A 20937-nucleotide genomic window follows, 5' to 3' on the forward strand; every position below is an offset into this window, starting at 1 on the left:
CCGTCGGACAGCATATGCTCGGGCACGGCGATGGATTTCCGCCGGGCCATTCGGCCGAACCGCCCTCGCAAGGGCCGATGATTCCTACCAGGCGCCGTAAGGCAGCAAGGAGGAATCGTGCGCGCGACATTTCGCAATCTCTACGACCAGTTCAACATGGCAGCGTTCATTCGCGATCGCCGCACCCATGCCATGTCGGTGCTGCGGTGGGCTTTGATCCTGGTCCCGATGGCCGCAACGGTGGGAACGCTCTGCGCAGCCTTCCTGTGGAGCCTCGATGCCGTAACCCGGATTCGCTTCGCCTTTCCCTGGCTGCTCTACCTGCTGCCGATCGGCGGGTTCGTGGTCGGACTGCTCTACCATCTGACAGGGCGCTCGGTCGAAGGTGGCAACAATCTTATCGTCGAGCAGATCCACGAAAAACTCGGCAAGCAGGCAGTGCGACGACCTCGCGCGTAATATGACTGCGTTGAGGTGACCAATTTTAACAAGAAGTTGCAAAGATAGGCATGATACGAGAAGAATATTGCCCTGACCGACGCCTCTTCCGAGCCGAAGCAACTTTTTCAACAGCCTAGAACGGTTATGACACCGCTCAAAGACAGCTTTCAACCATCCCGAAATCTGCCTGTCGCCTAACCACCGATCCGTGTCGTTCGCTGTTCGTTCGGGCCTGGCGTACGCAAAGCGCACTTTCGTGTTGGGGTGGACGGCTCCCAACGGCATCGCAATGTGCCACGATGAGGTCGTTGCCAGCCTCATATGAAGGAGCCGCCCATGGAGAAGATTATCAGAGTTGGGATGGACACGTCAAAGAGTGTCTTCCAGGTGCACGGTGTCGATGCCGCGGAAAGGCCGGTGTTGCGCCGGAAGCTGGCGCGCAAGGAAATGATCCGGTTTTTCGAGAAGTTGCCCGCAACATTGGTAGCTATCGAGGCTTGTGCTGGCTCGCATCACTGGGCGCGGCTTCTGACTTCGCTGGGACATGAGGTCAGGTTGATCGCGCCACAACTGGTGAAGCCATACGTCAAGCGCGGCAAAAACGATGCCGCAGATGCCGAGGCGCTATGCGAGGCGGCAAGCCGTCCGACCATGCGCTTTGTGCCGGTGAAGACTGCCGAGGAGCAGGCGGCTCTGATGCTGATGGGGATGCGGACCCGGTTGATCCGCAAACGAACCCAACTTGCCAACGCCATTCGGGGATACGCCTCGGAATTCGGCATTACCGCGGCGACCGGCATGTGTCGGATCGAGCCGTTGCTCGACAGCATTGCCGAAAATGACGCTGTCCCCAGCTTGGCACGCGAGCTCTTCGCGCTGCATGCCGGGGAGTACATGCAGCTGAAAGCCGAGATTGAACGGGTAGAGAAGAAGCTGATGGAATGGCATCGTGAAAACGAGTGCAGCCAACGCCTTGCGCATATCCCCGCATCGGCCCAATCGGCGCATCTTTGCTCATGATGAAAACCCCGGATCCCCCGCCTATTCAAATCCGGGAGAGACTTTGCCGCCTGGATCGGGCTGACGCCGAGAGATCATTCGACCGCAGGCAAGGTAAGATCAGGAGGTATAACCCGCGCTGGCGATGAGCTGCTAAGAAGTACGCTCGTCGTCGGTGCGACTGCCGTGATCCGGCAAGTACGCCAGAAAAACGGGCGCCACGCCACGCCTTGGCTGCTTGGCTTGATCGAGCGGAAGAAGCCAAAGATAATAGCGGTAGCCCTCGCCAATAAAAATGGCGAGAATTGCATGGAGCTTATGGTCAGCGGGGAGAACTACTCGCGTAGATCAACCGCGCCAGAGCTATTACCAGTATAGAAATTCGATTGTACAGCGTCGGTAGCTATCGACGATCCTGTACTAATTGAAAGGAAATCTTGCAAGAACAGCAGTTGGTGTGATCGATCGATCTAAGGCTCGGGACACTCTGGTCACTACATTGGCCGTCAAAGGCCGTTTTCGTGTTAAGAACCCGTGCTGCGGATACCAGCTTGGCCAGCGACCATATGTGGCCGCACCCAAAGGCCGTACATATGAACGCAAGCGATCAAAATACCGCCGCTCATATCTTGCAAGAGGGAGCCGTCCACATATGCAGTGACCCCGGCATGGTCGAATACCGCCGCCCTCCCTCCGAGGGTCATAACCGTTCGAGGCTGTTGAAAAAGTCGCTTCGGCTTGGAAGGGGCGTTGGTCCGAGCAATATTCTTCTCGTATCGCGTCAACCATCGCAACTCCTGGTGTAAAGCCGCTATCCGTAAGCAATCATATTACGCGCGACGTGGCTGCGCTGCCGGCTCGCCGAGTTTTTCAACAGTCTCGTTCGGTTCTGACACTTGAAACAGCAGCTGCCCTAGCGCGGACTGAGCTATGAAGCACCAGGTCCAAACCGGTTCAGAGGCACCTTGAGAAACGCCGTCCCACATTCGTCGGCATCTGGCAGCCGGCCGCCACGTATGTTCACCTGAAGCGCGGCGAGCATCAGGTCGGGTAGTGGGAGCGATGCGTCGCGTTTCTCGCGGGTTGCGACGAACTCGGCTTCGTCGATGCCATCGTGAACATGGATGTTGTCGCGACGCTGATCGGCGACGGTCGAGTGACCGAGTACGTCCCGGCCATCCTTTCCATAGTCATGCCCGACATAGGTTGCGGTTTCGGGTGGCAGATCGAGGATGGCGCGAATCGAGCGCCACAACGCATGAGCATCACCACCCGGGAAGTCTGCCCGGCTTGTGCCGCTATCGGGGACCATAAGCGTGTCGTGAACGAACGCGGCGTCACCGACGACATAAGTGATCGAGGCGAGCGTATGGCCCGGGGACAGCATGACTTGAGCGTCTAGCGTACCGATCCGGAAACGCTCGCCATCCGCAAACAACCGGTCCCACTGGCTGCCGTCGACGGCGAGATCGGGCAGGCAGTAGATGTCCCGCCACAGCTTCTGCACTTCCACGATCTTGTTGCCGATCGCGGTTTTGCCACCGGTCTTGCCGGCGAGGTACGAAACGGCTGAGAAGTGATCGGCATGGGGGTGGGTGTCGAGCACCCATTCAACCGTCAGCCCCTTCTCACGCACATAGTCGAGGATCAGATCGGCGTTGCGGGTCGCGGTCGCACCAGCGCGCGGGTCAAAATCCAGGACTGGATCGATGATCGCGGCCGTTTTCGTAGTGTCGTCGACGACAACATATTGGAAGCTACCAGTGCGTTCGTCATGGAGCGACGCAACGGTCATGCCATCGTGCTTATACTCGATCATGTTTTCGTCCTCTCGCTCTGTCAGCTTTCCGCCCGCGCCCGCGCGAACAATCGTTCGAAATCACCTGCTTCGATCGCGCCCATCACCAGCATGCGTTCAGCAAGAAAGCCCGGGGTGCCGGCCAAACCGATCGAATAGGCCTCTTGGCCGTTCGCGCGCAGACGCGCTGCGACAGCCTGTGCATGCGAAGCAAGCCAGGTCGTCGCGCGCAGCCAGTCCCCGCCAGCGCCGGTGACAATGTCCCTCAGCATGTCGTCGTCGATCAAACGACTGTCGGTCATCAGCTGGCGATGAACGGCCGGGTAGATGCCCTGTTCGGCACAGGCGAGCGCAACGCTCGCGGCGCGTTCGGACGGCGGACCGAAGATCGGCCAGTCCTTGTAGATGACCCGAACCTTGCGATCGCGTCGCACCGCCTCTTCCAGTGCGGGGAAGGCGTGACGACAGGCCGGGCAACGATAATCGGTGAACACGGCAAGTCGCAGCGTGGCATTGGCAGGGCCGTATTCAGGCGAACCGCTGCCCGCCAGAATCAGGTCAGCGGTCGGACCAACGTCGCGACCGATCGGCGCTGTGCGTCGCAGCATCTGTCCGACTGCCCAACCAGTCACGACGACGGCCCCAAGCCCGACTGCCTGCCTGCGATTGAGCGGCTCTGGCATGTTCAGCGAGCCTGAGGCTTGCTGCGCGCCGTTGCGACAAGCCGGCGTAGCGTCGGCAGATCAACCGCGCCGGCCACCACTTGTAAGCCGACGATCAGCGCCGGTGTTCCGTTGAACCCGATCGCTTGAGCGATGGCGTTGGTACGAGCGAGGAGCGCATCGATTTCTGCACCGCGGGTCTTCAGATCGCGTTGCAGACGCGGCCAGTCTACCTTGGCTCTCGCGGCAGCGGCCTTAACCCCGGCGCTATCGAGCCGGGCCGGCGAGGTCAGCAGCGCCTCATGAAAGGCGGCATGTTTGCCCTGCCACTGGCTCGCGACGGCCGCCCGGGACGCCTCACGGGAGGCGGGTCCGAATATCGGCCAATCCCGATACACGATCCGCACCTTCGGGTCGGAGCGAAGCAGAGCGTTCAGCACCGGCTCCATGCGACGGCAATAGGGGCAGTTGTAGTCGAAGAACTCGACAACGGTGACGTCATAGGCTCGGCCGGCACGCTTCGGAGCAACGGGATCGTCTACGACCGCCTTACGCGACAGATCGGGTTGCTGCGCGACTGCTGGCATTGCCGGCACGGCGACGGCGAGCAACGCCAGAAAGCTGCGACAGAGAAGGTTGCGTCGGTTCATCGGTGTTTCCTTGCCATATCGATCCCATCAGCGAGGGCGGCGCGTGACAGCTCGCCAAGCTGAAGCTGCACGATCGTTCCGTCCGCAGCGACGAAGGCGGTTGCGGGATAGCCAGCGACTTCGAGGGCTTGGGAAAGCCCACGGGCAGGATCGAGCGCGACATTGCTCACGCCGATGCCTTCACGGGTAAGAAACCCGGTGACGATTGCTGGAGCCTCACCCTGATCGGCGAGCAGGATCGGCACATCCCGATTGCGCGTTGCCGCGGCGTCGAGCATCGGCAGCTCGCGCCGGCACGGCCCGCACCATGTCGCCCATAGATTGATCACGAAGGGGCGGCCCTGGAAGCGTGCAAGCGGAAGCGGAACTCCGGGCTGCGTCGTCAACGTTAGATAATAGGGGAACGGACCGTAGTTCACGGGCGGGATAAGCGCCTGGAGCGTAAACCACAGGCCACCCGCTATCGCCAATGCCCCCCAGCCCGCCGCCAAGGCGCGTGTTCGGCCAAGCTGGAAGGCCAGCGTCGCGGCAGCACCAATGATGCCGGCGATGGCGGAGAAGCCGCCCTGCCAGACGGCGGAAATGGATAGGGGCGCTTCGACGTAGCTCGCCCAATGTGCCGCGACATAGCCGATCCGCGCCGCCACCAGTCCAGCGACGATGGCACTGGTGGCGACCGTGGACACCCGCGGGAAGCGGAACCGCCCTGCCAAGGTTGTCAGCCCCAGGAACACGACGATGCATAGCACCGCCAGTCCGCGTTCAACCGCCATCATGAGCGGTCCGATGGCAATCGCGCTTCCCATCAGAGAAACGCGCCTGCGCTCTTCCAGAGCATGTAAGCTGCCACGACGAAGATCAGCACCGCGAAGACGGTGGTAAGCGTTCCGCCCGAGCCAAGGCGCTTGGCCATGCGTGTGCCGATCAACCCGCCGACGACCCCGCCGCCAATGAAGACGAAGGCAAGCGGCCAGTCGACCAGCCCGGAGAATGCATAATTGGCGGCGGTCGTCAGGCCGAAGGCGGTGACAGCAATCAACGACGTGCCGACAGCGTTGAGGATCGGCATACCCGTCGATCCGATCAGGCCCGGAACGATCAGAAAGCCACCTCCGATGCCGAAGAACCCTGAGAACAAGCCCGTCCCAAGGCCGTAGCCCAGCACCTTGGGTGCCTTCTCCCGGTTGCATTCCGCACCGGGATTACCTGCATCACCCCGCCCGCGAAGCATCAGGACGCCGACAACGACCATGACAAGCGCGAACAGAAAGAGCAGCTTGCCGCCATCGACGGCCTTGCCGACGGTGGATCCGAGCAGCGCACCGATGACGCCCGCTGTGGCGTACATGCCCCCGCACCGCCATTTTACGGTATGAGCCTTGGCATGACCGATAAGACCGGTCGCGGCATTGGCTGCCACGGCAAACGCACTCGTGCCGATTGCAAGGTGCGCATCGGGCACGCGCACCAGATACACCATCAGCGGTACGGCGAGGATCGAGCCCCCGCCGCCTACGAGGCCAAGGGTAAATCCGACCAAGCTGCCCGAAAGGGCGCCAAGCAGATACTGGATCGGTTCGAGAGTCATGCTGCCTTGCCGATTTCATGCGGGGCGGCCATCCACTCGCGGCCTTTCAGCATGCCCTGCCAGTAGATCGGGGGCAGCATGCGCTCCTTCAGGAACCAGGCGGCGCGCGTGGGACGCGTTCCGTCGAGCAGCCAGGATGGAAAGCTGGGCAGCAGCTTTCCGCCATAGCCGAACTCGGCGAGGACGATCTTACCGCGTTCGACCGTGAGCGGGCATGAGCCGTAACCATTATAGTCGGCAACGGGGGGTCTGCCGTCGAGCGCGGCCAGCGCGTTGACGGCGACCACGGGCGCCTGGACGCGAGCAGCAGCGGCCGTCTTGGCATTGCTGGTGCCAGCGGCATCGCCAAGGCCAAAGATGTTTTCAAATCGCTTGTGCCGCAGCGTAGTCTCGTCGACCTCGACGAAGCCGTTCGCAGCCGCGAGCGGGCTATTGGCGACGACCGCATGTGACACCTGAGGTGGCACGACATGGAGCATATCGAACTCACGTTCGATCCGCTCGGAGACGCCGTCCTGCTTGCGCTCGAACGTGGCGACGCGACGATCGGCGTCGACCGCGACCAGGTTGGACTCAAGCCTGAGATCGATGCCGTACTTCTCGACATATTCCATCAGCGCCGGGACGTAGGTCGGGACCCCGAACAGGGCTGCGCCGGCATTATGGAACTCGACGTCGATAGCTGGGAGAACGCCGCTATCCCGCCAGATGTCGCAGGAGAGATACATCGCTTTCTGCGGTGCGCCGGCGCACTTGATCGGCATGGGTGGCTGCGAGAACAGCGCCCGCCCCTGCCGCAACTCCTTGACGAGCTGGTAGGTGTAGGGTGCCAGATCGTAGCGGTAGTTGGAGGTGACGCCGTTGCGGCCGAGAGCCTCAGGCAGCCCCTCGATCTTCTCCCACGCCAGGCGCAGCCCGGGCGCGACGACCAGAACGCGATAGGTCAATGTGCCACCGTCTTGGAGCTCGATCGCGTTGCGGTCGGGGTCGATGGTGATCGCGGGCAACCGTATCCAGCGGACGCCCTTAGGCATCACATCGGCTTCGGCCTTGCGGGTTTGCTCGGGCGTGAAGACGCCGGCCCCGACCATCGTCCAGCCAGGCTGGTAATAGTGGTCCGTGGCCGGATCGACGACCGCGATCGTCACCTTGGCGTTGCGCTTCAGAATGCTGGAGGCTGTCGCGATGCCGGCGGCACCGCCCCCGATGATGATGACGTCGTAGGTCATTGATCCACCCTTTCGGAACGGCGCTTCAGCGCAGGCGTCAAATCGGCAAGGTCGTACCCGGCAGCCTTTGCCTGGGCGATGATCGTCGCCGGATCGGCGCGATCGGCCTCGGCCAACGCCCACAAGGTCGCCGCGCGTGTCCCGCTACGGCAGAAGCCGAGCGTAGGCTGTGGCAGTGTGGCTAGCGCCTCCTTCATGCGATCCGCATCGGCGTCAGTCGCCTTGCCCGGTACGATAGGGACATGGGCAAACGCGAGACCATGTTCGCCTGCCATTCGGGCCATTTCTTCCGCGCTCGGCTGGCCCGCCTCTTCGCCGTCCGGGCGGCTTGAGATGATCGAGCGATATCCTGCCTTCGCGGCAGCGGCGAGGTCGTCTTGCGTCAGCTGGGGGGGCGGCAGAGAAGGACGAGGTGATCTGCTTGAAAGCCATGTGATGTCTCCTGTCTGATCAGCCGAACGGCGGGAAGTGAATGCAAAGCGGTGGACGGCAACGCCGAGGGCCATTGCAGCGATGAAGACCAGTGCCGGCAGAGGCTGGATCGCCAGTGCGGCAATGGCGGGACCTGGGCACAATCCGACGATGCCCCAGCCTATGCCGAACAAGGCCGCACCGCCGATGAGGCGCCGGTCGATCGGCGAGGTGGCGGGCGTGTGAAATTGTTCGGCCGCGATCGGGGTCGAGCAACGCCGCACGACGAACCACGCTATCGCCATCGGCAGAATTGCGCCCGCCATGACGAACGCCAGGGTCGGGTCCCACGCGCCGGTGACATCGAGGAACGCCCGCACGCGCGCCGGATCAATCATTCCCGAGACGGCAAGGCCGGCGCCGAACAGCGTCCCGCTGGCGAGTGAAATGAGGTTCTGGCGCATCACAGTATTACCCCGGACAGACGCATGATCGTGACCGTGACGACGCCGGTCGCCATGAACGTAGCGGTCGCGGCGATGGACCGGGGCGACAGGCGAGACAGGCCGCATACGCCGTGCCCACTGGTGCACCCGGACCCGAGCCGTGTTCCGATACCGACGATCAGACCGGCGACGGCGATCAGCGAAAGCGATGTCGGAAAGCTGGCCTTCACGCCTAAGCTGGCTGCAACAATACCCGCGCCCAAAGGCAGACCCGCGGTGAAAAGCAGCGCGATTGCCCATGGTGGACCTCCAGCGGAAAGACCCAAAACCCTCGCGAACATGCCGCTGACTCCGGCGATGCGACCGTTTCCGAGCAGCATGATCGCCGCGGCGACACCGATCATCAGCCCGCCGATGAAGCCTTCGAGCGGCATGGCATGCGGAAAGCCCAGCATCACAACGCATCCAGCGGGATCTTGAGGTAGCGGGTGCCGTTGGCTTCCGGCTCCGGCAAATGACCACCGCGCATGTTCACCTGAATCGAGGGCAGGATGAGCTTGGGCATCGACAAGGTGGCATCGCGACTGGTCCGCATCGCGACGAAGTCGTCTTCGCTGACCCCTTCGTGGACATGCACGTTGCCGACACGCTGTGCGCCTACAGTCGTCTCCCAGACATATTGGTCGCGACCCACCGCCTTGTAGTCGTGGCAGAGGAACAGGCGCGTCTCGTCCGGCAGCTGCATGAGCCGGCGGATCGAGCGGAATAGCTGGCGTGCGTCGCCACCAGGGAAGTCTGCCCGCGCGGTGCCGTAATCGGGCATGAAGAGCGTATCGCCGGTGAAGACCGCGTCCCCAATCGCATAGGCCATGTCCGCCGGCGTATGGCCGGGCACGTGCAGCGCAATGGCGTCGATGTTGCCGATGGCAAAGCGGTCGCCGTCCTCGAACAGCCGGTCGAACTCGGAACCGTTGCGCTCAAAATCGGTGCCGGCGTTGAAGATTTTGCCGAACACGTTCTGAACCCGGATGATCTCACGACCGATCGCGAGCTGCCCGCCAAGCGCCTGCTGAAGATAAGGTGCCGCAGACAGGTGATCGGCATGAGCATGGGTTTCCAGCAGCCAATCGACCGTCAGTCCCTGATCCCGCACGTAAGCGATCACTGCGTCCGCCGACGCGGTTTTGGTCCGGCCAGCCGCGGCGTCAAAATCGAGGACGCTGTCGACGATCGCAGCCTTTTTCGTCGCCACGTCCCAAACGACGTAGGTCGCTGTGTTGGTAGGCTCATCAAAGAAGGACTGAACGACCGGCGATCCGGCCGCTTTTGCGCGTCTGATCTGGGCGTTGGCTTCGCTCAAAACCGGGTCCATGACCATCTCCATTTAAACAGACTCATGGTTTATGTAGCTGTGTAAGCATATTGCGTCAACGGGGTGTTCGTGCCATTTGGGAGGAATGGAAATGATGGAAGCGAACATGCCGCGCTCGCTGCGCATCGGGGATGCAGCCCCGAACTTCACCGCCCGCACCACTCAGGGCGAGATTGCGCTCGATCAGTATCGTGGGCGCTGGATTGTGTTTTTCTCGCACCCTGCTGACTTCACGCCGGTTTGCACGAGCGAGTTTGTGGCCTTGGCTAAAGCGGCCCCTCAATTCGAGGAGCTGGATTGCGTATTGTTGGGGCTGTCGGTCGACAGCCTCTACTCTCATGTCGCCTGGCTTCGCGCGATCCACGACGTTTTTGATGTCGAGGTGCCGTTTCCGGTGATCGAGGATCCGTCGATGGCGGTTGGGTATGCCTACGGCATGCTCGACGAGCAGGCTGGCGATGCCTCAACGGTACGTGCAACCTACTTCATCGATCCCAAAGGCATTATCCGCGCACTCAGCTGGTATCCGATGAATGTCGGGCGCTCGGTCGACGAGATGCTTCGCACGGTCAGGGCGTTGCAGCGTTCGGCCGATGGCGAGGCCTATACGCCCGCTGACTGGCAGCCGGGCGACGACGTGCTCCTGCCTCCCGCTTTGCCGGGGAACGCAGGCGCCGACTGGTTTCACCAAACGAAGGCTGACCGGTGACGGCGATTTACCAGTCCCGCGCGCTCGCCGACGTCGCAGTCGAGAAGCTGCGCGTGTTCGCGCAGCCTCAGCGGCTTATGATCCTGTCCTATCTCTTAGACGGCGAACGGCAGGTAGCGGACATTGAGGCCGCCACGGGCGTGACACAACCCGCGCTCAGCCAGCAGCTTGCCGAGCTACGGCGCGCCGAACTCGTTAAGACCAGACGTGAGGCCAAACAGGTTCACTACCGCCTTGCCGACGACGCAGCCGCATTGTGCGTGCGAACCCTGGAGGCGATGTTTGGAGCCGACGATCTGTCGGCCCCCCAAACAGCCCCCGCCCTCCGCCAAGTACGACCGCGCGAGACGCCCTCCGTGGTTCGACCGCAAAATATCGGTGCGGCCGTTTTTGCGAGAGTTGGCTGATCATTTTGACTGAAAAAGGAAAAAGCGGATGCGCATGCCAATCATTGCTGTTGCAGGATGCTTGTCACTCATGAGCAGCGTCAGTGCTTTAGCCAGCGTGCCCGGGCAGGCGGTGATAGCGGGATACGGCGCGATCACACCCATCGAAGGTGCTGCGGAACGGCCCGATCGCAAGTTGCGCTATCGCGTGCTGTTCAATGTGACCAAGGCCGCGGCAACGCCGGATAAGATCAATCCATCTCTGGAGAAGGTCGCCCGCTTCCTGAACCTGCTAGGCAACGACGGCGTTCGTCCAGAACAAGGCGATGTCGTCGTGATCGTCCACGGTCCGGCGACGCCCATCGTTACCGAAGATCGCGCCTATGCGATAAAGACGGGAGTAGCTGCGAACCCCAACCTTGCTTTGATTGAGGCGTTGAAGAAGGCGGGTGTGTCCGTTCGGGTATGCAGCCAAGCTCTTATTGGCAACAAGATCGACCCCGCTACGGTAGAAAAGAGTGTCGAGACCGACGTGTCTGCGCTGACTACTTTGGCGACGTTGCAGCTGCGTGGTTGGGCGCTGATCCCAGACTGATCGCGCCGATACGCTTCCTGCTTCATCATTCCAGTCGGTAACGCTGCCGGTGTCATAACCGGTCGAGGCTGTTGAAAAAGTCGCTTCGGCTTGGAAGGGGCGTTGGTCTGAGCAATATTCTTCTCGTATCGCGTCAACCATCGCAACTCCTGGTGTAAAGCCGCTATCCGTAAGCAATCATATTACGCGCGACGTGGCTGCGCTGCCGGCTCGCCGAGTTTTTCAACAGTCTCGGTCGGTTTTGGAACCGCTGTCCGGAGCGCGGTTTTCCGTCTGTTTGTAGGTATCAGAACCGCGTGTCATAATCAGGCTTCCAAGGCTCTTAGATTTTGGCGCTAACGACCGGGACTTGGCGAGTGCCGGCAGACAGTTTCGTGAAGCTCGGGCGGCCGCTCCTGTCCGATCCGGACATTGGCGAAACGCCAGTGAACTTCGTAATCTGGTCGGAAGCCGTCAATTCACTCTACCGGACGCCGTCTAACGGTCCTTGCTGGGCTCGACCGTAGTCGCACGTTCGCTGCTGTAAGCCGGGCCACTGTCACCTATGCTCGGCCGTTCGCCTGCCTCGATGCGGGTTGCTAGATCGCTGTGAAGCGAGCCGAGCTCGGGTGGAAAATCCACACCAGCCGCAGACCCCAGCCTGCGCTCCGTATCGTCGAAGAGATCTATTGCGCCTGCCAGTTCGGGTTCACTGTATAGCGCTGCGCTTTCCCCTGCTCGCCATAGGCCGGCAAGTTGGTGGGACCGGATCATGCAAGCCGAGGCCGTTCGATCGCCCGCAACCGTGGTGTCCGGCGGTCCTGGCGGCGCGGCCCCCCTCCCCTTGATCTCGGCCCGCGTAATTGCCACCAGGCGGTAGCGCAGGACCCGGGATTCTGAGGTATCCGTTGGTGAGGGCTGCTGCTGATGGTTCAGGAAAGAGATAAGCTCCGCGGTGGTGGTGGTCGACGCGGCGTTGCGCCAGTCCGTCAAAGCCCGTTCCTTCGATGCCAGATCCGCAGGCTGGGTTAGGATAAAGCGCTCGAGGAGCGGATCGCTGGCTACTGCGACAGGCAGGGGTGCCCGGTTACCGTTAGCGGCGGCATGGGCGAAGCCGATCGCCGCCGCAATCGTACCCAGTTGCGTTTTCATGATCTCACGATCGTCGATCGATCGCGCTAGGATCATCTCGAGGATCGGCGTTAGATCCGTCACGGCGGCCTGGCCCGCATCGATCGTGTCGAGCCTGCTGACGATCTCTTTGTGTGTCGCCTCAATGCGCTGGCTGCTCTCGGTCAGCGCATCGAGCTGCTCCTGAACGAGCGTCAACGCGTCCAGAACGCCCGCCAGAGCAACGCTTACCTGGTCCGTACTCATCGTTCTGGCCTCCCCCTATCCGGCGAACGCGCGCGGTCCAGAGTTGAGCGATCACGATCCAATATCTCGCGAAGGACCTCCTCCGGCTTGCTTGGCGTCGGTGCTGTGGCCTGCCGTTCGGCCTCGGCCATAAGCGAACGAAGGCGCTCGGATACCACTGAGGGTCGGTGTTCATGCGGAGTGTCTTCGGTCCGCTCGGGGCTCTCCCGGAGTGCTTGCTTGGCCTCCAGCTTTCCACGCATGACGCGTGAACGTTCCAGTGCTGCGGTGATCGGATCGCGCCCGGGGTCCGCAACAGCCGGGCGCGTCCGAGCATCGACGATCGCGCCGCGCGTGCGGGACGGTGAAGCGGCACGCATTGCCCGAGCGGAGTTGGGCTCGGGCGGCGGCAATGCCGCGACGAACCGCCCGAGGCTCTGTGCCACCACCTGATCGGCAAGGGAGGGCGAAGCCGACAGCTCTGCGACGGATCGCATATAGGTCGCGCGAACGGTTGCCTGCCGACTTGCAATAATGGCCTCGACCGGGTCGGATATACCTCGGTCGCGGAGGCGCATGGCGCGCTCCGCCCGGCTCCTATCGAGCCGCGGAACCTGCCCCTTGTCGCGCATCTTTTGTACCGCAATGTGCTCATGCGCGGGGTCAATACCGCGCGCCCTGGTCGGCGTGGCGTTGGCCTCGATGCCGCGTTCGCGGAGCTTCTCGGCGAAGCGTTGCCGCCATCGAAACAGATCATCTCGGTCCGGATGAAAGCGGCGCCCGTCGAAATCGCGACGCGCGATCGTGATGTGAACGTGCGGATGGTCGCGATCGACGTGAAGGCCGGCAACCCACGACCGGTTCGCAAACTCCTCGCGTGCGAGGTCCAGGGCCGCCGCTTTCAAACGCTCCGGATCGGTCCCCGACGGCATCGAAAGGATCATCGAGATGGACGTTGCACCCTTGCGCCTGGCGTCCCCGTCCATCTCGAAGTTGTGCCAATCCTTCGCGAGAATCTGCATGTCCCGTCCGTCGCGCAGCACGACGCCCTCGCTGGTTTCAAGCCCGAGTTCCTCGTCGGGACCATGGCCCAGCCGACTGATGTATGCGAAGTTGGCAAGGACGTGTCCGCCGCCATGCTGACGCCCCGTGATCCGCACCATAACCTCTGGAACTCGACGTGATGTGCGATCCGCAGTCATCACTGCACGGCCGTTTATCCGGGCCTGCGATCCGCCCCCGAAAGCGTGCTTCGCCTGCGCACTGGCACGCGACGTGGCCAAAGATGATGCGGCCTTCGGGAACATCGATGCGACGGCAAGGCCGAGCATCGTGCCCCCGGTACTCGGGCCCTTTGCGCTGCCGCCTCCAGTCCCGAGGCGGTACTTCTTCGGCGGCGCGAAGACGCCCGCCATGAAGTCCATCGTCCCGGAAGAGAAGCGGAAGCTCACGCTGCTGAACCTCGGTAGGTTTCGGTCCAGTACCCGACCTCTGCCCCGATCGCGGCCGAGAGGGCCAGCCGGGTCGTAAACAGCAGCGCGTTCAGCTCTTCACATTTTTCGATAAAGGGACCGGCGATGCGAGCTGTGTCGAGCGAGCTTTCGGGCTGGTTCGCTGCGTTCATCGCATGGACCGCCTGGTTGATGTTTCGGCCGATCAGAAGCACCTGCTTGCGCAATTTGACGATCTCAACCTGGGTGGCCGGAGCCAGCCTCAGCACGCCCGCCTTGTCCCAAAGCTGCCAGCGAAGCGTGCGTTTGATCCATTCGTTTCGCGTCATCTTCATCGGCGCCGCTACGGTGTCGATGCCTTCGACCTCGCTCCGGTCGAGTCGGACGGTGACGCGAACGAGGTCGTCGGGATGCCCCCTGCCCTGAATTGGCAGCACCGGGATGTCATCGTTCTCCGGGGCCAGCACGGCGTTGGCCAGTACGCTTGCCATCCAGCTGCTGCGGGTTTGCCCATTCGCCGCGGCAACGCGGTCGATCTCGGCGACCAATTCGTCCTTCAACCGCAGGCCTACATTCATCCTAAAAGCCCCGTGCAGCGGCCCCCACAAGCCAATGTTAAACATTGGTGCCGTGAGGCATATCCTGCCATCCCTAGTAATTGCCTATCCTCATGAAACAACGACCTCTTTGGAGCTAAATCACTCCAAACGCGGAGGTGAAAAGTGATTGACTGTGCGCTTGCGACAAGTAGCTTTCGGTCTTGTGGTCCCGGCGCAAGGCGTTTGCACGATCAGGTACGCCTACCTGCTATCTCCCGGATCGCCCGCAACATGGTAAGTTGTTCTCTATTGGAACCGGATTCGAAGAATGGCCCGATCAAGAAACGTCGTCGATCTCGCAACAATCGAGGCTCGGCGGGAAGCTCTAAAAGCGGAACTTGCTCATCTGGATGAACAGGCAAAGGCGGCGGAGCAGACGGCTCGGGACGCTGGTCGTCCGGTTCTCACCGCAGCGCTCGAGCGGGTTAAAATTGCAGCGATCGACAAAGCGGATGCCCGGGCAATCGCGACGGCCATCTCGAAACACGGCGGCAAAGCGGTGGCAAGCCAGCTTGCGTCGCTAGGCTAGGCTTCTCGATCCACCATCCAGGCGAAAAGCCGGCGTTGGCTTGGCGTCCAGACCAGGGCAGCGTGATCGGATGCCTCAACGCTTGAACCTGACCACTCTCCTTGTCGACGAATATGACACCGCGCTCTCCTTCTTCGTTCAGAAGCTTGGCTTCGAAGTGCGTGAAGATACCGTGCTGACTGATGACAAGCGGTGGGTGGTGGTCGCGCCGCATGGTGCGGCGAACGGACTGTTACTAGCGCGAGCGGTTGGCGACCGGCAACGTGAGGCGATCGGCGATCAAAGCGGGGGGTCGCGTGTTCCTGTTTCTCGAAACAGACGACTTTGCCCGTGACCACCTCGCTTACACGCAGCGGGGCATCCGTTTTGTCGAAGCGCCTCGCCATGAACCATATGGCACGGTGGCGGTCTTCGAAGACCTCTACGGAAACCGATGGGATTTGATCGAACCTAGCGTGGGCAAGGGATGACCTTCGATCCGCCATTCTATGCGGTAAGGGCATTGGCTGGGATCGAACGCGCAGCGGTTCCCTAGTCTTGGCAGCCACGGCCTGTCTGGGTGTTGTGCCGACGGAGGCTGACGGCCGGCGCTCGCTTCAGCGCGGCCGAGCAGGATACCCGAAAGCAGATTGACGGCGCCGGATCAGGCTGCCCCCCTCCCCTGCAGGCCGACCATAGATGCGCCGTGTTGGTGGCTGGCGATCGCCCATGCGCCGCTGCACGCTAGCGCGGCTCGTATGGTGTTTCGGGCGCCGTCTCGGTCCTGCCAAGCGGGGTATCACGCCCTATCCATTCGATCGTGGGGCCGCCTTTAACGAGGTTCAGCGGCGCGCGGGCGGTCAACCAGGATTGCGTTGCGTCGCCGCACTGACGGCCATGCAAGCCCCCTGCCCTACCTATGGAGCAGCCCCGCCAATCTCGCGCTCGTAGAGCAGGAGCGTCGCGTCTGCGACGACGTCGGCGAGCACGCGTTTGCGTGCCGGGTCCGCGTCACGAAGAGCATAGAGTCGCGCAGCGGTCTCGGGATCTACCCTCACGTTGATCGCGATATTGCGATTGCCGGTTACGCGTGGCGGCCGTTGGAATGTCCCGGCTTGGGGGCGCTCTTGAGGCACGGGCGCCGCTACAGGCGGGGCAGCTACAGCGGGAACGGCCGGACGCGACGGAAAGCCCGCCCCGTCGCTGATCTCGCGTAGCTTGGCTGGATCCTTGTTCGGGGGCGTATCATCGAACTCCGAGAGATCGAGCCGGGACCGGGTCATGCTGCCTCCTTCACGGTACGCGCCTTACGCAGCCTTGCGATCACTGCTGCCGCATAGGCCTCGGCGTTCTCGAGCGCTGCCTTCATATTACCGACGCCTTTGTCGTTGATGGTGCGAAGCGTTCCACCAGCGGCGAACATCGCGCGATAGGCCTCGCGATTGTAGATCATGACCGGAAGGACTGGAATTTCAGCATCGTTGAACTGCTCCGCGATGTCCTTCTGATTGTTCGAGCGCAGCGCCGGCGGAATTTGGCTGAACAGGATTGCATAATCGATCTCTGTCCTGGTGCCTCGTGCCGTCTGTTTGACAAGCTTGATAGCGCGGGCAGCCTGGGTGGCATCCAGATGCGACCCCTTGCAAGGAATGATCACCAGATCGCTTTGCGCGATTGCGAACGTGACGGTCGCGGTCGCCGCGCCTTCGAGGTCGACCAGCGTGAAGCGCGCTTCCGACGCGCCCCTCTCGATCTCGTCGATGATCGCGTTTTCATCGCGGCATCCAACGACAGTGATGGCATCTGGACGTCCCGGCAGCTGCCCCCATTCAACCAGCGGAAGGTTCGGGTCAGCATCGATAAGGCGCACGGTGCCACCCGCGTCCGCGAGTTCTCCAGCAAGCAGGAGTGTTGCGGTGGTTTTGCCCACCCCCCCTTCGGGGACACGAAGCTAATGACTGGCATGCTGCTCTCCGCTTGCGGCCTGGTTGCTACCAAGTAGCAGCCAGCACTCAAGCGCCACTATAGCGCATGTTGGTCGCTAGCGTCTAGCGGCCTTGACGCGATCGCGTCGCGGTCTTGTCGCAACCTTATTGGTTGTTGATGGCGACATGACTGCGGTTATGATGCGGCTTTGGCGCTATCGGGTTGCTGTTACGTAGCTACTTGCACGCTTGCTGCTTGGTAGCAAGATGCTAGCAAGCCCAGAACCGCCAGTGCGCTTACACAGTGACGAGGTCACTTTTCCTCGTGTGCAATGACATACTGAAAATGACGGGCTTCCAACAGCGTGCTACTGCATCGCTGCCTGGTTGCTACCAACTAGCGACGCGGTAGGTCCAAACGTGCGATTTCGCACAAAGGCGACCCGCCAGGCCGTATCGAACTGCCCGCCGAAAAACCAACCAGCCCCGAAAGGCGCCGCAACCGGGAAACTCCACGCCGAAGCATCGCGGCCGCCACCTCAGAACCGCGCAAAAACGGACAAAGCGCGGCATCGGCGTAATCCGGCGTCGATGTGGCGAGGACGGCTGTCCGAAATCCGCGGCCGGCGCCTTGCGATCCAACGCGGGCCCACGAAAAATAGCGCCGCGTGTCTGTGCATTGAGGGCTGCCGAAGCAGCCCCATCGGTGATCATTCCTCCCAGAGCGGCTTGAGCTTGCGCGTCCGTTTTACTGCGGGCGGGGGTGCCGGCTCGGGCATCCCGTGTGCTGCGATCTCCGCTTGGATGCTTGCAAATTCAGCGAGCCATGCCTGGGTGCGTGCGGTTTGGACGTGCATGTGAACCTCCGTCTGTTCGTTGAGACGGATGCCGGCTGACGATCGGGTGGGGTCAGGGTCACAGGACCGCGCAGCGGCCGCGCAAGCGGGGCGGGGGGGTGCCGATTTTGTCGTGGTCGAAGCGAAGCGAAGGCCGCGTCAAAATTGGGGGAACCGCGGATCCTTGACGCTGGCTCCGCCCGGTCGTCACGATGGACAGAGTCGACGACAGAGCCTTTCGGACGTTGGTAGGGCAGGGGAGGCGCCGACCCACGCGACGGTCTTGCCTCCCACGCGCGCCAATCACCCTTCCCGTACAACCGTCGTTGCCCAAATCGCGACCTTCAGCTGGTCGCTATCGAATTCCGCGGCGAGGTCACGGGCATTGAGGCACTCGATCTCATCGGGAAGAATGCCGCTTCATGACGGACGTTGCCACGTGGGAAGTCGACCTCGCGTTTCCGTCGCACGCGCTCGGTTGCGCTCATCGCAGGGCGTTGAGTGGGGAGGCGGGTCTCGACATTCGTGATCCGATCCTCTCGGCAGAACGAAGAGCCCCGACGCCATCACGCCGGGGCGGTGCATCATCGTTCGTCGACGCGCATGATCGTCAGGACGCGCGTAGTTTTGAAGGGATCTGCCGGATCCTCCGAGCCCGCGCTCAGGTCATGATTGTAATAGTCGATCTTCCAGTAGCAGTCGGTGCCTTCAAACCGAAACCGGCCCAGGTCGTGCTCGCCGTACGGATCGATCGCGTCATCAAAGGCATCGAAGTCGCGAACCGCGCGGAGCAGCTCCGCCCGCTTGCGGAAGTTTCGGAAGAGGCTGACGTCGCCGATCAGGTCTGCGATCCCCCTGGTCATCACGACACGGTTGTTGCCCGGGGCGGTGAGATGCTCGCGCAGCCAGTCGTTGAGGCGGGCGATCTCCGCTGCGCCACCCTTGGCGTGGTTCGATTGAGGCGTTTGCTCGGCCATGATGGTCTCCTGCCATTGACCCCGACGATCGGGGCCTTTCGACAGGCGACAGGACGGCCGGGGCATAGGTCGCTCGCGCACCCAAAGGGTCGAAACGGAGTGGAGAAGCCCGCTGGCGGGCTTGCGCGGGGGAGCGCCCCGGCCAGGACGTACGAGCCCGAAATGCCGCGCGGATCGTCGAGCTGGAAAAGACTTCACGTCGAGGCTGATGCTGGACGACCACGCCGATCGCGGCGTATCGTGCGATCATGGAAACGGCTGCCAACATCGTTGCCCTGTGGCCCCGCTGGATGGACAGCGCTGGCGATATGCTCCGGATGAAGGCGTTGGTCCGGACTCGCTGCTGCAAATGCGGGACTCTGATGCGGGCCGAGCTGGAAGACATCGTGGCACGCCACGGCTCTGATTATTCGCTGGTCGACAAGCTGGAGCGCTGCCGAATGGTCGAGTGCGAAGGGTCTACCTTCTATCTGGCGTCGCGAACCTATGGCCGCGAATGGGTGACGCTCCTGCGCGACCCACGGCTGATGAAGGTGTTAGAGGAACTGCCGCCTGTCCGGAGGGCGTGGAGCTGATCGCCCGCCTCCGGAAGAGATACCGTCTGAATTTGGATCCCGCACCCAAGCGGTGGATAGAAAGAAGTAGAAGCCCTTCGTCTCGCGGCGCTGCCGTGCTTGCGCAGCAGGGCCGGGGCGGGCTCGATGCCCGCTCCGGCGCCTTCACGGTTGACGAGCGCAGAGGGGAGGGGGGCCGAAGCCCCCCGGGAGGCTCAGGCGTAAGGGTCGTACTCGTTGACGATCGTGAGCGAGCTGTCGTGATCTTCGGCGGTGATGACGGAATATTGGGTGCCGACGGCGATGACCATGGTTGCCACCATCAAGGTTCTTGCGAGGCCCATGGCGTTTTTGCGGGCGATCCAGATATCGTTGAACATGTCCGAGGCTCCTGTGAAGCCGGCGGGTTTCATCCCCGCTCGACAGGCGCCCGACAGGACGGGGAAGGGCCGCGATCACTTTTTTTCGCATGCGAAAAAAAAGCCGTAGCGAAGCGCCCGGACCCCTTGCGGGTTGATCGTACAAGGCCCTGAGCGTCCCAAGGATTGCGCCTCAAGAGGGGGGTGAAGCCCGCCTGCACGAAGCGTCGCGGCGCAACGCTGGGTCGCCGGAGACGCGCCCCCTCGCGCAGGCGCGGTGGACACCTGCCCAGTCCGTGCCCCCTCTCTGCGCTCCAATGTCGACGGGCACAGTGCGCTGTTCGGCGGTGCAGCCCCGGCCGGGCCAAGATGGAAGGAAGTTGCCGCTTTCCGGAAAGAAGTTGCCGCGCTGCGCGCCCGTCAGTCGATCGTCACCCGAACGGGCCGAGACCGGCTACGGGCTCGGTGAAGCGAAGCGGAATAGAGCGACGGTCCCGGCTTCGCCGGGAGACGCCAACTCGTTTCGAGACAGCAACCCAGACGATCGTGTCCCACCGCGTGGTGTAGCTTCAGCGGCGTAGCCGCTTTGATCTCCGGACATGGCCGGGTCGATCACGCCGCCATGGACGACAACGTGACGGTGGGATCATCGCTCAATTGCGTCACGCTTTCCAGTGTCATGTAGCGCCCCCGCTGAACCGCCCACTCATCATTTTGCTCGAGCAGAATGGCCCCCGACCAGCCGGGTGATGGCATCCTCGTTGGGGAAGATGCCGACGACATTGGTGCGCCCGCTTGATCTCGCCGTTGAGGCGCTCAAGTGGATTGGTCGAATGTAGTTTGGTGCGATGCTGTGGCGGGAACGACATGTACGCGAGCACGTCCTCCTCGGCAGTGTCCATGAGCTTCGCGAGCTTGGGGACATTGGGCCTGAGCTGATCGGCGACCTTGCGCCACTGACCCTTGGCGGCTTCGGGCGTCTCTTGTGCGTACGCGGTGGCGATGAAGGCCGAGACGACGCGCCGCCCGCTCTTGCCGGCATGGGCCGTAGCGTTGCGCGCGAAATGTACGCGGCACCGCTGCCACGTGGCGCTGAACACCGCGTGA

The 20937-nt window shown here is 62.3% G+C and carries 21 protein-coding genes, 5 pseudogenes and 1 riboswitch; of the genes and pseudogenes, 8 read left to right on the top strand and 18 right to left on the bottom strand.

What is annotated here, in order from left to right:
* The first annotated feature begins 17 nt into the window (after positions 1 to 17).
* A riboswitch (Fluoride riboswitch) is annotated at positions 18 to 94 on the top strand.
* 62 nt (positions 95 to 156) lie between these two features.
* A pseudogene (locus NI18_RS08480) lies at positions 157 to 420 on the top strand (voltage-gated chloride channel protein); the annotation flags it as partial.
* Positions 421 to 777: 357 nt separating this feature from the next.
* A pseudogene (locus tag NI18_RS08485) lies at positions 778 to 1818 on the top strand (IS110 family transposase).
* Positions 1819 to 2368: 550 nt separating this feature from the next.
* Here the strand turns inward: NI18_RS08485 and NI18_RS08490 are convergent.
* From NI18_RS08490 to NI18_RS08535, 10 genes and pseudogenes are all read right to left on the bottom strand, one after another.
* Positions 2369 to 3259 (bottom strand): MBL fold metallo-hydrolase, encoded by an 891-nt coding sequence (locus tag NI18_RS08490; RefSeq protein WP_037529336.1) that lies wholly within the window; start codon positions 3257 to 3259, stop codon positions 2369 to 2371.
* A gap of 20 nt (positions 3260 to 3279) precedes the next feature.
* A complete protein-coding gene (locus tag NI18_RS08495; protein ID WP_260171719.1) occupies positions 3280 to 3846 on the bottom strand; it encodes a DsbA family protein in 567 nt (188 codons plus the stop codon).
* Positions 3847 to 3923: 77 nt separating this feature from the next.
* A complete protein-coding gene (locus NI18_RS08500; RefSeq protein WP_037529343.1) occupies positions 3924 to 4550 on the bottom strand; it encodes a DsbA family protein in 627 nt (208 codons plus the stop codon).
* Positions 4547 to 5326 (bottom strand): TlpA disulfide reductase family protein, encoded by a 780-nt coding sequence (locus NI18_RS08505; RefSeq protein WP_306286298.1) that lies wholly within the window; start codon positions 5324 to 5326, stop codon positions 4547 to 4549. The genes NI18_RS08500 and NI18_RS08505 overlap by 4 nt, the downstream gene beginning before the upstream one ends.
* A gap of 29 nt (positions 5327 to 5355) precedes the next feature.
* Positions 5356 to 6138, bottom strand: a complete 783-nt coding sequence (locus tag NI18_RS08510; RefSeq protein ID WP_037529349.1) for a sulfite exporter TauE/SafE family protein — start codon at positions 6136 to 6138, stop codon at positions 5356 to 5358.
* A complete protein-coding gene (locus NI18_RS08515; RefSeq protein WP_037529352.1) occupies positions 6135 to 7367 on the bottom strand; it encodes an FAD/NAD(P)-binding oxidoreductase in 1233 nt (410 codons plus the stop codon). The genes NI18_RS08510 and NI18_RS08515 overlap by 4 nt, the downstream gene beginning before the upstream one ends.
* Positions 7364 to 7804 carry a TIGR01244 family sulfur transferase gene (locus NI18_RS08520; protein ID WP_306286308.1) on the bottom strand — a complete coding sequence of 147 codons (441 nt, stop codon included), beginning with the start codon at positions 7802 to 7804 and terminating at the stop codon, positions 7364 to 7366. The genes NI18_RS08515 and NI18_RS08520 overlap by 4 nt, the downstream gene beginning before the upstream one ends.
* Before the next feature lie 15 nt (positions 7805 to 7819).
* Positions 7820 to 8242: pseudogene (locus NI18_RS08525) on the bottom strand (DUF6691 family protein); the annotation flags it as partial.
* Positions 8242 to 8679 (bottom strand): YeeE/YedE family protein, encoded by a 438-nt coding sequence (locus NI18_RS08530; RefSeq protein ID WP_183937832.1) that lies wholly within the window; start codon positions 8677 to 8679, stop codon positions 8242 to 8244. The gene NI18_RS08530 and the pseudogene NI18_RS08525, both read right to left, overlap by 1 nt.
* Positions 8679 to 9608, bottom strand: a complete 930-nt coding sequence (locus NI18_RS08535; RefSeq protein ID WP_008830447.1) for an MBL fold metallo-hydrolase — start codon at positions 9606 to 9608, stop codon at positions 8679 to 8681. The genes NI18_RS08530 and NI18_RS08535 overlap by 1 nt, the downstream gene beginning before the upstream one ends.
* Positions 9609 to 9681: 73 nt before the next feature.
* Here NI18_RS08535 and NI18_RS08540 point away from each other — a divergent pair, with 73 nt between their 5' ends.
* The 3 genes from NI18_RS08540 to NI18_RS08550 all read left to right on the top strand — a co-directional run bounded on the left by NI18_RS08540 (position 9682) and on the right by NI18_RS08550 (position 11286).
* Complete coding sequence (locus NI18_RS08540; protein ID WP_037519507.1) at positions 9682 to 10305, top strand: peroxiredoxin; 624 nt, start codon at positions 9682 to 9684, stop codon at positions 10303 to 10305.
* Positions 10302 to 10712, top strand: a complete 411-nt coding sequence (locus NI18_RS08545; protein WP_037529358.1) for a metalloregulator ArsR/SmtB family transcription factor — start codon at positions 10302 to 10304, stop codon at positions 10710 to 10712. The genes NI18_RS08540 and NI18_RS08545 overlap by 4 nt, the downstream gene beginning before the upstream one ends.
* Before the next feature lie 70 nt (positions 10713 to 10782).
* The gene (locus NI18_RS08550; RefSeq protein WP_052149082.1) at positions 10783 to 11286 is read left to right on the top strand and encodes a DsrE family protein; all 504 of its coding nucleotides are present in this window, start codon (positions 10783 to 10785) and stop codon (positions 11284 to 11286) included.
* A gap of 477 nt (positions 11287 to 11763) precedes the next feature.
* On the opposite strand, the gene NI18_RS08555 is transcribed toward NI18_RS08550, so the two are convergent.
* Genes NI18_RS08555 through NI18_RS08565 form a run of 3 tightly spaced genes read right to left on the bottom strand, consistent with a single transcriptional unit; the run spans position 11764 to position 14632 of the window.
* Positions 11764 to 12642 carry a hypothetical protein gene (locus NI18_RS08555; RefSeq protein WP_037529360.1) on the bottom strand — a complete coding sequence of 293 codons (879 nt, stop codon included), beginning with the start codon at positions 12640 to 12642 and terminating at the stop codon, positions 11764 to 11766.
* The gene (locus NI18_RS08560) at positions 12639 to 14072 is read right to left on the bottom strand and encodes a relaxase/mobilization nuclease domain-containing protein (protein ID WP_306286299.1); all 1434 of its coding nucleotides are present in this window, start codon (positions 14070 to 14072) and stop codon (positions 12639 to 12641) included. Before NI18_RS08560 ends, NI18_RS08555 begins: the two co-directional genes overlap by 4 nt.
* On the bottom strand, positions 14069 to 14632 hold the full coding sequence (locus tag NI18_RS08565) for a hypothetical protein (protein ID WP_306286300.1): 564 nt from the start codon (positions 14630 to 14632) through the stop codon (positions 14069 to 14071). Before NI18_RS08565 ends, NI18_RS08560 begins: the two co-directional genes overlap by 4 nt.
* Positions 14633 to 14939: 307 nt before the next feature.
* On the opposite strand from NI18_RS08565, the gene NI18_RS23225 reads away from it, so the two are divergent.
* A complete protein-coding gene (locus NI18_RS23225; protein ID WP_084215114.1) occupies positions 14940 to 15200 on the top strand; it encodes a hypothetical protein in 261 nt (86 codons plus the stop codon).
* Between the two features lie 70 nt (positions 15201 to 15270).
* Positions 15271 to 15670, top strand: a pseudogene (locus NI18_RS27940) (VOC family protein).
* Positions 15671 to 16096: 426 nt separating this feature from the next.
* Here NI18_RS27940 and NI18_RS24250 read toward each other — a convergent pair.
* The 3 genes from NI18_RS24250 to NI18_RS08585 all read right to left on the bottom strand — a co-directional run bounded on the left by NI18_RS24250 (position 16097) and on the right by NI18_RS08585 (position 18917).
* Positions 16097 to 16462 carry a hypothetical protein gene (locus NI18_RS24250; RefSeq protein ID WP_128082145.1) on the bottom strand — a complete coding sequence of 122 codons (366 nt, stop codon included), beginning with the start codon at positions 16460 to 16462 and terminating at the stop codon, positions 16097 to 16099.
* Entirely contained in the window at positions 16459 to 17109 is a 651-nt protein-coding gene (locus NI18_RS08580) for a ParA family protein (protein WP_010165073.1), read from the bottom strand. The genes NI18_RS24250 and NI18_RS08580 overlap by 4 nt, the downstream gene beginning before the upstream one ends.
* 1415 nt (positions 17110 to 18524) lie before the next feature.
* On the bottom strand, positions 18525 to 18917 hold the full coding sequence (locus NI18_RS08585) for a DUF3768 domain-containing protein (protein WP_037529366.1): 393 nt from the start codon (positions 18915 to 18917) through the stop codon (positions 18525 to 18527).
* A gap of 248 nt (positions 18918 to 19165) precedes the next feature.
* On the opposite strand from NI18_RS08585, the gene NI18_RS08590 reads away from it, so the two are divergent.
* Positions 19166 to 19492, top strand: a complete 327-nt coding sequence (locus tag NI18_RS08590) for a hypothetical protein (protein WP_037529369.1) — start codon at positions 19166 to 19168, stop codon at positions 19490 to 19492.
* A gap of 194 nt (positions 19493 to 19686) precedes the next feature.
* Here the strand turns inward: NI18_RS08590 and NI18_RS25600 are convergent, their stop codons facing one another.
* The gene (locus tag NI18_RS25600; RefSeq protein ID WP_183937264.1) at positions 19687 to 19851 is read right to left on the bottom strand and encodes a hypothetical protein; all 165 of its coding nucleotides are present in this window, start codon (positions 19849 to 19851) and stop codon (positions 19687 to 19689) included.
* 591 nt (positions 19852 to 20442) lie between these two features.
* Positions 20443 to 20937: pseudogene (locus NI18_RS08595) on the bottom strand (transposase); the annotation flags it as partial.

Source organism: Sphingomonas sp. Ant20 (assembly GCF_000783375.1).
Lineage (GTDB): Bacteria > Pseudomonadota > Alphaproteobacteria > Sphingomonadales > Sphingomonadaceae > Sphingomonas > Sphingomonas aerolata.